General features: G+C 69.7%; 10 protein-coding genes and 1 pseudogene. 5 read left to right on the top strand and 6 right to left on the bottom strand.

Going from position 1 to position 11,803, the window contains the following annotated elements; all coding sequences use genetic code 11:
- Together ABZ725_RS50960 and ABZ725_RS50955 are read left to right on the top strand one after the other, a co-directional pair.
- On the top strand, window positions 1–184 hold a 184-nt coding region (locus ABZ725_RS50960; protein WP_358809197.1), incomplete at its 5' end, for a zinc-binding dehydrogenase.
- A gap of 189 nt (window positions 185–373) precedes the next feature.
- Window positions 374–1,969: an ISL3 family transposase gene (locus ABZ725_RS50955; RefSeq protein ID WP_358809196.1), complete on the top strand. Its 1,596-nt coding sequence runs from the start codon at window positions 374–376 to the stop codon at window positions 1,967–1,969.
- Window positions 1,970–2,148: 179 nt separating this feature from the next.
- Here the strand turns inward: ABZ725_RS50955 and ABZ725_RS50950 are convergent, their stop codons facing one another.
- Complete coding sequence (locus ABZ725_RS50950) at window positions 2,149–3,039, bottom strand: MerR family transcriptional regulator (protein WP_358809195.1); 891 nt, start codon at window positions 3,037–3,039, stop codon at window positions 2,149–2,151.
- 255 nt (window positions 3,040–3,294) lie between these two features.
- On the opposite strand from ABZ725_RS50950, the pseudogene ABZ725_RS50945 reads away from it, so the two are divergent.
- Window positions 3,295–3,537, top strand: a pseudogene (locus ABZ725_RS50945) (ISL3 family transposase); the annotation flags it as partial.
- A 21-nt stretch (window positions 3,538–3,558) separates the two neighbouring features.
- Window positions 3,559–4,002 (top strand): transposase, encoded by a 444-nt coding sequence (locus ABZ725_RS50940; protein WP_358809198.1) that lies wholly within the window; start codon window positions 3,559–3,561, stop codon window positions 4,000–4,002.
- Between the two features lie 289 nt (window positions 4,003–4,291).
- Here the strand turns inward: ABZ725_RS50940 and ABZ725_RS50935 are convergent, their stop codons facing one another.
- The 3 genes from ABZ725_RS50935 to ABZ725_RS50925 all read right to left on the bottom strand — a co-directional run bounded on the left by ABZ725_RS50935 (window position 4,292) and on the right by ABZ725_RS50925 (window position 6,568).
- Window positions 4,292–5,242 (bottom strand): NAD(P)-dependent alcohol dehydrogenase, encoded by a 951-nt coding sequence (locus ABZ725_RS50935; protein ID WP_351916533.1) that lies wholly within the window; start codon window positions 5,240–5,242, stop codon window positions 4,292–4,294.
- 92 nt (window positions 5,243–5,334) lie between these two features.
- Complete coding sequence (locus tag ABZ725_RS50930; RefSeq protein ID WP_358809194.1) at window positions 5,335–6,105, bottom strand: DNA/RNA nuclease SfsA; 771 nt, start codon at window positions 6,103–6,105, stop codon at window positions 5,335–5,337.
- Window positions 6,106–6,193: 88 nt separating this feature from the next.
- Window positions 6,194–6,568 carry a nuclear transport factor 2 family protein gene (locus tag ABZ725_RS50925; protein WP_351916536.1) on the bottom strand — a complete coding sequence of 125 codons (375 nt, stop codon included), beginning with the start codon at window positions 6,566–6,568 and terminating at the stop codon, window positions 6,194–6,196.
- A 158-nt stretch (window positions 6,569–6,726) separates the two neighbouring features.
- On the opposite strand from ABZ725_RS50925, the gene ABZ725_RS50920 reads away from it, so the two are divergent.
- Window positions 6,727–7,713, top strand: coding sequence for a YafY family protein (locus ABZ725_RS50920; protein WP_358809193.1), 987 nt, complete (start codon window positions 6,727–6,729; stop codon window positions 7,711–7,713).
- A gap of 62 nt (window positions 7,714–7,775) precedes the next feature.
- Here the strand turns inward: ABZ725_RS50920 and ABZ725_RS50915 are convergent, their stop codons facing one another.
- Together ABZ725_RS50915 and ABZ725_RS50910 are read right to left on the bottom strand one after the other, a co-directional pair.
- Complete coding sequence (locus ABZ725_RS50915) at window positions 7,776–8,402, bottom strand: transposase family protein (protein ID WP_358809192.1); 627 nt, start codon at window positions 8,400–8,402, stop codon at window positions 7,776–7,778.
- A 188-nt stretch (window positions 8,403–8,590) separates the two neighbouring features.
- Window positions 8,591–11,698: a tetratricopeptide repeat protein gene (locus ABZ725_RS50910; protein ID WP_358809191.1), complete on the bottom strand. Its 3,108-nt coding sequence runs from the start codon at window positions 11,696–11,698 to the stop codon at window positions 8,591–8,593.
- Window positions 11,699–11,803 lie beyond the last annotated feature (105 nt).

The raw sequence follows: 11,803 nt of genomic DNA, 5'->3' as shown, positions 1-11,803 counted from the left end.
GGCGCAAACCTACGGAGAAGGTGCGGCGGCGTGCGCGGTCGTGCTCGGCGAGCTGGCCCGGCTTGCCACGCGCGGGGAGCTGGAGGTGCCGATCGCCCGCACCTACCCGCTGGAGCGGGTGCGAGACGCGTTCCGCGAGCTGGAACGGGGGCACACCCACGGCAAGATCGTGCTCCGTCCGTAGCCCCGGCCGGCCGAGGCGACCATCGAGCTGACACCCCGGAACATCAACGCAGCGTCACCGTTGGCGGCCAGATGACTCCCCGTCAAGTGGCCGCCAGCGGGGAAACACAACGGTTCTGATCCACTTCTTGTGGGGTGATGACGTAGCGTCACAAGCTGCTGGAAGAATGCCTGTTCGTGTGATTGCAGCGTGCTCTCGGTGGCCTTCCCTCATCTGGCGTCGGTGGTGGTGGAACAGGTACTGGTCGACGATGGCGGGGTGGCGCTCACGGCGCGTACGGTGACCCGGGAGGCTGCCTGCCCCGGGTGCGGCGCGCTGTCTGGCCGTGTGCATGGTGGGTATCGGCGACGGCTGGCCGACCTGGCGGTAGCTGGACGGAAAGTCGTGATCGACCTGGCGGTGCGGCGCTTCCTGTGCCAGGTGGCGGCATGCACACGCCGTACGTTCGTCGAGCAGATAGACGGGCTCACCGAGCGGTTCGCGCGCCGCACTCCCGCACTCCGTCGGACGCTGGAGCGGATAGCACTGGCCCTCGCGGGACGTCCCGCGGCCCGGCTGGCCGCGCACCTGTCGGTCCCCGTCAGTGCGAACTCGCTGATCAGGATGCTGCGCAAGCTCCCGGACCAACAGCCGTCAACCGCACCTCGGGTGATGGGTGTGGATGATTTCGCATTCAAGAAGGGCCACGTGTACGGCACGATCATCTTGGACGTGGAGACCGGCGAGCGTGTGGACGTGCTGCCCGACCGCACCTCGGAGACGCTCTCTGCCTGGCTCCGCGACCACCCCGGGGCCGAGATCGTGTGCAGAGACCGAGCCAGCGCCTACGCCGAAGCCGTCCGCACCGTCTGCCCGGACGCCACGCAGGTCGCGGACAGGTACCACCTCTGGAAGAACCTGTGCGAAGCCATCGAGAAGTGCGTCGCCCAGCACCGCACGTGCCTCACCGAGCCCGCCGAGGGCACGAGCACCGACAACCCCACCGCCGTGAAGGCTGGCCCGGCCGCCGCCGACGCACCAGACGAGCCCGTGGAAGGGCCGCGCGCGATCAAGCGTCGCGAGCGTCATGCCGCAGTGCATGCCCTGTACGACAAGGGCGTGCAGATCGAGGTGATCGCCAAGACCCTCGGGCTCGACCGCAAGACCGTGCGCCGCTACGCGCACGCCGCCACTCCCGAAGAGGCATCCCTCGGCACGGGCGCCGGCCGCTACGGCCAGATCCACGCCTATTCGCCGTATCTGTACCGGCGATGGAACGAGGGCTGCACGGACGCGGCACGGCTTCACGCGGAGATCACCGAGCTCGGCTATCACGGCAGTAAGCGAACTGTCCGCCGCCACCTGGAACAAGTGCGGTCCAGCGGGAAGCCCGCACCCGAGAAGCCCACGGAGCTGACCGTCCGGAAAGCTACCTGGCTGATCACCGCGCATCCCGACAAGATCGACGAGAACAACGCGCTCAAGCGCAAGCAACTTCTGCTCCGCTGCCCGGAGTTGGATGCTGCCGCCGACTGCGTGCGCGACTTCGCCCGGATGATGACCGAGCGTCGCGGTAGTGAACTCGACGACTGGCTCACCCGCGCCGAGAACACCGGGTTGAAGCCGCTACGAAGTCTGGCCCGTGGCCTGCGGCAGGACTTCGACGCCGTCACCGCCGGACTCACCCTGGAGTGGAGCTCGGGCAAGGTCGAGGGCAACGTCAACAGGGTCAAGCGGATCAAAAGGGACGGATATGGCCGGGCCGGATTCGACCTCCTCCGACGCCAGATCCTCCTCGCAGACTGAGCACCGTCACCCTCCGCCACCGCCACACAAGAAGTGGATCAGAACCGTTCGGAATCCCCACGTACGGCCAGTTGTGATGTCACTCTTGGTTACGGCCCGGGCTCGACGTCTGACCCGATCGGTCACATGCGGATGAACGCGACCGGTTGTCGGCCCACGTCAGTGCCAGGCACAGGCGATCAGCTGTCCGCGGAGTGGGCGTCGGCAAGGGCCTCGCCGAAGAGCCGTCCGGCGAGTTCCACGCAGCGCATCCGGGCAGGAGAGAAGTCGTAAGGCATCTTGGTGATCGCTGTGGCGGCACTCATCTCTGTGACCTCCTCCCTTTTCAGGTCGGCGTCGTAGATCTCGAAGATCTTCTCCTCGGCCGCGTCGAGACCAGTTGCCTCGATGGCCTGATTCAGGGCCATTTGGTGAGCGCATCGCTGTACGGCGAGCTCTTCGACGCGCGGGTCGTCGGGTTCGACGCCGTCGTCGAGGGCGGCCTCGGCCGCCTCAAGACGGTCCTCCTCGGCCCGCAGGTCGGGGTGGGTGGCCAGCACGATGAACGTGCCGGCCTGGATGGCGGCGCCCAGCGGCCCGAAGATCCGTTCTGTGACTAGCAGGGCGTCCACATCGGAGGGGCGCAACGCGCCCGGGGGCAGGTGGCTGAGCCGGTCCGTGACCAGTTCGGAGAGCAGCCCCAGCGGGCTGCCCACCGCCTGCAGGCGCTGGACAGCCGTGCGCCGACGTTTGATGGCGGCCTCCTGCGCCGCCAAGGTTTCCTCAAGCCTGCTCAGGACCGACTCGATATCCGGGGCTTGGTCCAGGGCTTCGTCTCCAGCTTCGTCCCGGGCTTCGCCGAAGGCGGCCCGCATGTCGTCCAGGCTGATACCGGCATCAGCCATCTTGCGGATCCACAGCAGGCGGGTCATGTCGTCATAGCCGTAGCGGCGGCGGCCGTCCCCGCCGCGCTCGGGCTCCGGCAGCAGACCGATCTCGTGGTAGTGGCGGATGGTGCGTGGGGTGATCCCGGCGAACGCAGCGGCATCACCGATCTTGACCTGCCGGGGAGGCGTGAGGGAGGGGTACATTGCAGACAGAGCCTTTCGTGCTGTGGTGCCCCGACCCCACCACATGCCGCTACGGCATGTGCAACAACCCCATCCAGGTGCTACCGGAGCCAGGCCCTAGCTGCCGCCGGGACCGGTCAAGAACGACGAACCATCCGGGAACGCAGAGTGACCGCCGGCGGCCAGATAGCTCCCCGCCAAGTGGCCGCCGCTGGGGAATTCCCAGGCTCTTCGGCACTTTCCGTGAAGCCGGTGGTCTTTGGGTAGCCCTCCGCAGTGGGGGATCATGCTGTTGAGCTGCTGAAAGTTCTATTCCCGTGTCTGTCGCAGGTGGTGGTCGACAGCGTGGTCCGCATCGGTAAGTCCGTGCGGATCAGGGCCAGATGCCTTGTGCCGGCGGCCCGCTGTTCTGGGTGCGGAACGGTCTCGGCTCGAGTGCACAGCCGTTACGGGCGAAGACTCTCCGACGGGGCGGCTGGTGGGCAGGAGACAGCGATCGATCTCGAAGTCGGGCGCTTCTTCTGCGACAACACCGCGTGCGTGAAGAGGACGTTCGTCGAGCAGGTCGAGCGGCTGACCTTCCGGTACGGACGGCGGACCATCGGCCTGCAACGCCTGCTGGAGCAGGTCGCCTTGGCGCTCGGCGGCCGGGCGGGCGAACGCCTCGCAGCCCACATGGCCGTCCCGGTCAGCGGGTCCACGCTGCTACGGCTGATCCACCGCCTGGACCTCCCGCCGATTCCGGAGGTGGAGGTGCTGGGGGTGGATGAGTTCGCGTTTCGCCGCGGCCGGAGATTTGGCGCCATCTTGCTGGACATGGCCTCCCGCCGGCCCGTGGATGTGCTGCCCGACCGCACTGCAGACACCTTCGCCGCCTGGCTCCGAGACCACCAGCACGTGAAGATGATCTGCCGGGACCGCGGCGGCGCGTTCGCCGACGGCGCCAACCGCGCGCTGAAGCGGCCCGCGTACCAGTGGATGTAGATCTCCGTGATGTCGACCACGCTGAAGGTTCTCCTTGCCATCGTGCGCTTCCCATGGCTGAGCGCCCCCGTTGACCATGGAGTGCACTGCGTGCGCGCTGTGGCGTTTGGTCTCGGTGTCCCGGCCATCTGCTGCGGCTCGTGGGAGCTCAGGGGGCTGCGCCGCGTGCGCTGGACGGAAAGCGATTGTGATCAGGGCCGGTCCCGCGGCCCACGGCTTTGGTCCCTCACTGCCCCGCGGGGGGCCCTGCGTCGGCGCCCGCGGGCGGTGAGGGGACAGATGGGCAGTGTCAGTTGTTGCGGCCGGCGAGGATCAGCCCCTTGCCGTCGATCTTGCGGCCTGTTTCCAGGCCGGTGATCAGTTCGGTGGCGCCTTCCAGGGGGACGGTTTCGCCGACGGACATACGGATGTCCCCGGCGGCGGCCCGGTCGGCGGCGGTGGTGAGGGTCTGGCTGTCGGGCTTGCAGAAGAAGATCTTGTGGCGGCGGATGACGGCGGCGTGCCCGAACTTGGCGGGGGTGGCGTTGATGTCGAGGAAGACGCCCGTCTTGTTCAGCAGACGCATCGCGTTCTTGACCGGCAGAAAGCCTCCAGTGTCAAAGACGACGTCGAACGCGCCGTGCAGGTCTGCACGGTCGGCGGGGTCGACGGTGGTGTAGTCGAGGACCTGGTCAATGCCCAGGGCACGGGCGCGCGGCGTGGAGGCGGGGCCGCTGGTGCCAGTGACGGTGGCGCCGAGGGCGTGGGCGAGCTGGACGACGGCCTCACCGACGCCGCCAGTCGCCCCGTTGACGAAGACCCGCTGCCCCGGCTGCAGGTGGGCGCGGTCGACAAGTCCGGCGAAGGCCATGACCGCGGGGGTGGCGAGCGCCGCGGCCTGCTCGAAGGAGAGACTGGCGGGCTTGAGGGCCAGGTGGGAGGCGGGAACGACGACGGCTTCGCCGAACGCACCGCTCGACTTGAGAGGCGCGATCCCGTACACCTGGTCGCCGGGCTTGAGACCGGTGACGCCGGGGCCGATCGCGGTGACGGTGCCGGAGAAGTCCGAGCCCATCGCGCGGGGGAAGGACCGGCCGGTCATCATCTTCAGCTCGCCCGCGCGGACCTTCCAGTCGATCGGGTTGACCGCGGCCGCGACGACCAAGACCGCGACCTCGCCCTGCTGCGGGGCGGGCAGGGCGAAGTCCTCCAGTCGCATCGTGTCGGGGCCGCCGTAGCGGTGGTACTGGATCCTGCGCATGAGACGTGTTCCTTGGGGTGAGCTGTGCGGTTGAACTGGTGTCGGGGGATGCGGGCGCCGGGCACGTCGGCGGTGGGAAGGGGCGCCCGCCGTCAGGCGAGGAACTGGCTGGTGAGATCGCAGTAGCGCGCGACGCGGACGCCGGACGCGTTCAGGCGGAAGTTGACCTGCCAGATCTCCACGCCGTCGCGAACGGCCTGGGCGACCGTGGAGTGGACCTCGTCGTGGTGGCTGCTGGCCTGGACCCTAAAGCCGGGGTTGTCGTACAGGAAGCAGACCAGCAGCACAGCGCGCTGATGGGACTTCAGGCTGTGGCCCAGCTCGCCGATGTGCTTGACCAGCCGGTCAGTCGAGGCCAGCGGCGGGCGGGGCCGGGTGCGGACGTGCTCGCCCAGGGTGACCTGGAGGTGGTCCAGCGGGGTCTTCACCTCGACGTAGGTGTCGTCGACGAGGAAGTCGAGGCGGGAGGCGCCCAGGGTCTGTTCGCGCAGCACGCTGTGCGCGGCGACGATGTCGGGCAGCAGGTGGTGGACGAGGGCCTGTTCGACGTAGCGGTTGGCGGCGTTCTGGTTGATGCCGATCCAGGCCGGGCGGGCGGTGCCGGGGGCATCGACGCTGACGGCTTCCACGGTGTAAGGGGTCTTGCGGGCCGGGTTGTGGCTGGGTGAGAGCAGGCAGTCCAGTCCGTCCAGAACCAGATTGCCGATGCGCCCGGTGGTCGGGCAGTGACAGGCGACCTCGGCCCCGTCGAGGTCGGCGTCGATGATGAACCGGTTCGGGCGGCGGACGATCCTGGCCCGGATCAGCGGTTTCGGGAAGACGATTGTGTCGCCCCGGGTGGTGAGGGCTGCGGGGGGGTTCATGCTGCCTTCGATCACGTGCGGCGGTGGGCTGCGGGGTGCCGCGCTCGGGGCCGACAACACTGGCTGCCGGCCCCGAGCGCGCCGGTGTTCAGTGCTGGGGGTTGCCGCCGGCCTGGATGAGCGGGGACAGGTCGAAGTGGCTGAGCACCTCGGTGATCTGGCCGTCGGTGACGGTGACGTAGTCCATGCCGGGGAAGTCGCTCTTGAACGGGGCGTCCAGGGTGTAGACGACGGCAGCGTGGGTGTCGTCGCCCAGGACGTCGATGAGGGTGGCGCCGTTGAGCGAGCCGGCGAAGGGACCGATGAACGTCCTAAAGCCGTCCTTGCCCTCGAACATGCCGTTCGGGGCCTTGCAGACCGCGTCGGCTGCGACGTAGGACAGCGCCTTGTCGACGTCGCCCTTCATCCACGCCTCGGTGTACGCCCGGGCGATCTCCTGCGCGGATCCGGTGGCGGCAGTCATGGGGATGCACCTTTCCTTCTCGTTCGCTCCAGTACATCCGGCAGGCCGTCAGCCCGCCTGTCCGGAGCGTCCGGGCCGCCCCGTCGGCGGCCCGATGACTGCATCCTCCCCGCCATATATGACACCCTTAGTCATATACGTGAGGGATTTTTGGAGCCATGAAATCCGACCGACTGCTCTCGATCATGCTGCTGCTGCAGACCCACCAGCAGCTGCCCGCCTCCGACCTGGCCGACCGCCTGGAGGTCTCGGTCCGCACGATCATGCGGGACGTCGAGGCCCTGTCCGCCGCCGGAGTCCCCGTCTACACCGTCCGCGGCCCCCAGGGCGGCATCGCCCTGCTCCCCGGCTTTCGCACCGACGTCACCGGACTGACCGCCGACGAGTCCCGCGCCCTGTTCGTCCTGCTCTCCGGCCCCGCCCACACCGACCTCGGCCTGGGGCCGGCCCTCGGCTCCGCCCTGCGTAAGGTCATGGCCGCCCTGCCCGCGCCCCACCGCCTCGACGCCGATCTCGTCAGCCGCCGCATCCTCATCGACCCCGTCCGCTGGCGCGGCACCCCCGGCCCCGACCAGCCCGCCACCGACCTGGCCGCCTTCCAGCAAGCCGTCATCACCGACCGCCGCCTGCGGCTGCGCTACCGCCACGGCCGCGACAACCAGACGCGCACCTACACCCTCGACCCCTACGGCCTGGTCAGCAAAGCCGGAGTCTGGTACCTCGTCGCCGACCACGACGGCGAACCCCGCCTCTTCCGCACCGACCGCGCCCAGTCCGCCACCGTCCTCGACCAGCCCGCCCTCCGCCGCGATGGCATAGAGCTCGCCGACGTGTGGGACACCCTCCGCCGCCGCATCGACGACATCCCCGCCCTCATCGCTGTCACCGTCAAGGTCCGCGACGAGATCCTCGCCAAGTTCCTGCGCATCCACGAACCCGACCTCGACCCCGCCCGCCCGTCGCAGGCGGAGTACGAGCCGGGCTGGACCAGAGTCGAGCTGCGCTTCCGCGCACTCGTGGCCGCCGAGATGCTCCTCGCTTTCGGGCCCGACGCCGAAGTCCTCACCCCCGACGACCTCCGCCAGGCCCTGGCCCACAAGGCCGCAGAGACGGCCGCGCTCTACACCCCCCGCCCAGCAGCCTGACCACGAACCCTCGGGCCAATCCGCTTGTACGACGACGGACAGTCCGTCATCCCCATGGGCAATTACGTGACCGCGGGGGTGGGGAATTGCGTGACGCAGAGCCCGCTCAACCTGGGAATTTCATGATCGCCCACAGGGCCCACGCGAATCCGACGGGTTCCCCGATTCCCACACGCCCTCCGGCGGGAACCCGCCGCCCTTGCGAATTCGTCCACCCCCAGCACACGCGGGGCGCGGTCCGGCACCGCTGGTGCCGTCAGCAGTCTGAGCAACCGGGTCCGGCCCGCGGCCAGACGCAGCCGACGGCATAACCGCGCGGCCGGCCGACCGCCCAACTCGACGGCGATCGACCTCAGCCAGCCCGTCAGCCCGGTGCTGGAGCGGCGGTGCCGCTCCGACAGGCCCGGCACCTGCTCAGCGAACGTCCGGCGCGAACAGTTCTTCCGGTCGCAGAAGTACCGGCGTACCCGCAGCCGTACCACGACCCGACGGGATCCCAACGGCCGCTCATCCAGGGCTCGTTGGTAAGCGCTGTGCACGCGTCTTGCCCGCTTCCGGCAGTCCGGGCACCGGCCCGGCCGGCCGATGGCCACCGCCGCCACCACAAGGACGTCGGAGGAGGCGCTGACGCGCTCCACTCGCACATCGATCCCGGGAAACAACACAGCCTCGACCGCCTTGCTTGCCATGCCGGGACATAGTCTGCCGAAACGATCCCTCGCTCACCTCCCCGACCTGGGGATTCACGGAACTGCGGACAGCGCCAAATTCAACGAGCCTCATCAAAGGGAACCCCGGATCATCCGCCTCCAGGCCCAGGATGTGCGTGCAGCCATCGAGGTGACAACGTCCCGGGCAGGCGCCGCGAGACGCTGGACTACCGGGCCGTCACGGCGAGGAGGGCCTTGCGTGCTTCCTCCGCACGTGGTGAGCCGAGCTCGGTGTACAAGGACAACGCCTGCCGATAGTGACCGATCGCGTCGTCCCGATTCCCCGTGTGCTGCCAGACGTGGGCCGAACCGATGTGGGCGCGGGCCTGTTCTTCCTTTTCCTCGATTCCGCAGGCCACTTCGAGGGCGGCTGCGTGGGCGTCCAGGGCCTCGGTGTGCCGGCCGGTGCCATGCAGGGCCTCGCCCAGGCCGTTCAGGGCGCCCGCCTCTCCGTAGGCTTCGCCGGTGCGCCGGAAGTGGGCAAGGGCCTGGTGCTGGTGTTCGGCGGCCTCTTCGTATCTGCCCTGGCGGCACATCGCGTCGCCCAGGTTGGAGAGTGCGTGGGCCTCTCCGCCGGTGTGTCCCAGGCGCCGGAAGAGGGCGAGCGCCTGCTCGAAGCGTCCGGCCGCGGCCTGATGGTCGCCCAGTCGTGTCAGGACGATGCCGAGGTTACCGAGGGCGCTGGCCTCGCCGAACGTGTGGCCCGTCTGCCGGTACAGGGCCAATGCCTGTTGGTAGCGCTGGATCGAGGCCTGGTAGTCCTCCAGCAGTTCCTGCACGATGCCGAGGTTGTTCAGCACGTCGGCCTCGCCAGGGGCGTCGCCGACGGCGCGGAACAGTTCGACCGCCTTCTCGTGCTGTTCGGCGGCTTCCCGGTATCGGCCCTGGAGTTCGTGCAGTACGCCCACGTTGGTGAGGTGGCGGGCCTCGCCGGCCTCGTATCCGATCCGGCGGCTCAGCGACAGCGCGTCCATGTGGTGGCGGCGGGCGCTCTCGTAGTCGCCGAGCCGCCGGTGGACAGCGCCGATGCAGGCGAGGACGTCGACCTCGCCGCGGGTGTCCGCCACCGCGCGGGCCGCGCGTAAGGCGTTGGTGTGCACGGTCAGTGCGTCGGCGAAGTGGCCCGAGCGCTCGTAGTGGCGGTGGAGCGTGGTGGCGATCCGTACGATGTGGCGGGCCGGGCCGGGGTCATCGGTCCGGGAACACAGGGCGACGAGGGTGGGCTGTGTGGCGCGCAGCCACGCGCGGCACTCATCGGCCGTACGCAGCGGCGGCAGGCCGGTGGGTGGTGACACGACCGCCGGACGCAGATGTCGTTCGGCGGGGTACAGCACGTCCATGGCGGCCGACGCCGACGCCAGGCAGTGGTCCAGCAGCCGGGTCAGGGCGGCGTCACGGTCCGCCGTCCGGTCGGACCGGTTCGCGAGTTCGGCGGCGTAGACGCGCAGGAGGTCGTGCATGGCGTGGCGGCCCGGGCCGCTGCGGTGGACCAGGTGTGCGCGGGACAGGACGTCGAGGGATCGCCGTGTGCGTTCGACGCTCTCGCCCGCCAGTGCGGCGGCCTCGTAGACGTCCGCGTCGGGTCCCGGGTGCGGGCCCAGCAGTCTGAACAGGCGTGCTTCCTGCTCGGGCAAGCGGTCGTAGGACCACGAGAAAACCGATCGGACGGCGCCTCGGGGATCACCGTCGGCCGAATCCAGGAGGTCCAGACGTCTCTTGTGGTCTCGCAGTTCCTCCGCCAGGCGGGACAGCGGGTCCAGAGGGCGTGACAGCACGAGTTCGGCCGCTATCCGCAGGGCCAGCGGCAGTGCCCCGCACTGCTCGACGAGGGCGGTGGCCGCCGCGTGGTCCGCGTCGACGCGCGGCCCGATCAGGGCGCGCAGCAGAGCGAGCGCCTCGTACGGCGCAAGGACGTCGAGGACCACGCGGTGCGCTCCGTGCACCGATACCAGGGACGCCAGCGCGTCACGGCTCGTGATCAGGACTTTGCAGGTCGGGCTGCCCGGCAGCAGCGGGCGTACCTGCGCTGTGGAGGCGGCGTTGTCGAGGAGGACGAGCAGGCGCCGTCCGTCGACCGCCGTGCGGTAGCGGGCCGCGCGGTCTTCGAGCCGCAGCGGTATCTCCTGGCCGGGCACGCCCAGGGCGGTGAGAAAGCCGGCGAGGGCCTGGGCCGCGGAGACCGGTTCGTCCGGGTCGTAGCCTCGCAGGTCGACGTAGAGCTGCCCGTCGGGGAACGCTTCCCTCACCTGGTGTGCCCAGCGCACGGCAAGTGCGGTCTTGCCGACGCCCGCCGTGCCGGAGACGGCCGAGACGACCATGGCCGACCCGCTCTCGCCCGTCCGAGGGCCGTCCACTGGATCCAGCCACCGTGTGAGCTCGGCCAGTTGTTCTACCCGACCACTGAAGTTGCTGACCTTCATAGGGAGTTGGGCGGGAATCACGGCGGGGGCCGGGGTGGACGCACGAGCTGTGACGGGGCCGGAGCCCGCTGTCGGCGACGCGTCCGGTCCGGTGTCGCGCAGCATCTTCTCGTAGACCGACCGCAGTTCACGGCCCGGCGACACGCCCAGCTCGGAGTGGAGCCGCCGACGGATGCTCGTGTAGGTGTCCACCGCTTCGGCCGTTCTTCCGGCGGCGGCCAGGCTCCGGATCGTCTCTGCGGCGAGCGGCTCGGAGAGCGGCTGTTCCGCCAGCAAGGGCTGCAGGACGGCGGGCGCCTGCCCGGGCTCGCCCTGCCGCAGCAGGGCTCGCGACCAGGCCAGGGCCGCCTCCACACGCTCCTGCGTCCACGCGGTCCGGGTGCGGTCCGCCCACTCCCCCGGCAGCCCGTCCAGCGGCGTGCCGCGCCACAACCGCAGGGCCTCGTCCAGGACGTGTGCGCGGCGGGCGTCGGACAGGTCGGGCTCGCCCGCCTGTTTGACGAGTGCGCGGAAACGGAGCAGGTCCACGGCGTCCTCGTCGGCCTCCAGGACGTATCCTCCGGAGCTTCGGCGGATGCCGAGCGACGGGGCGGGTGCGTCCGAGCCGCCGTCGTCCAGCGTGGGTGTCGCGCCGTCGAGGAGTCGCCGGAGGCGGCTGATGTGCGCGTACAGGACCGATCGGGCTCCCTCAGGCGCGGTGGTATCCCAGACACGTTCCATCAACGTGCTCACGGGGACGGGCCGACCGGTGTCGGCAGCCAGTGCTGCCAGGACCGCTCGGCGACGGGGCTGCCCGACGTCGACCACGCGCCCCGCGACGCGCAGTTCCAGGGGTCCGAGTAGGTAAAGGTTCATCGTGCCTCACGTGGGACGGGCGGCGGGCGGAAGCGGCAGCCGGTGGCGGGGACTGCGTCCGCCGTGCAGCGGCCGGGACTCCAAGCGGCCCTCCGTGATTCGCTC

The sequence above is a fragment of the Streptomyces sp. NPDC006872 genome, from assembly GCF_040635845.1.
Classification (GTDB): domain Bacteria; phylum Actinomycetota; class Actinomycetes; order Streptomycetales; family Streptomycetaceae; genus Streptomyces.
This window is presented reverse-complemented; position numbering and strand designations above follow the sequence as displayed.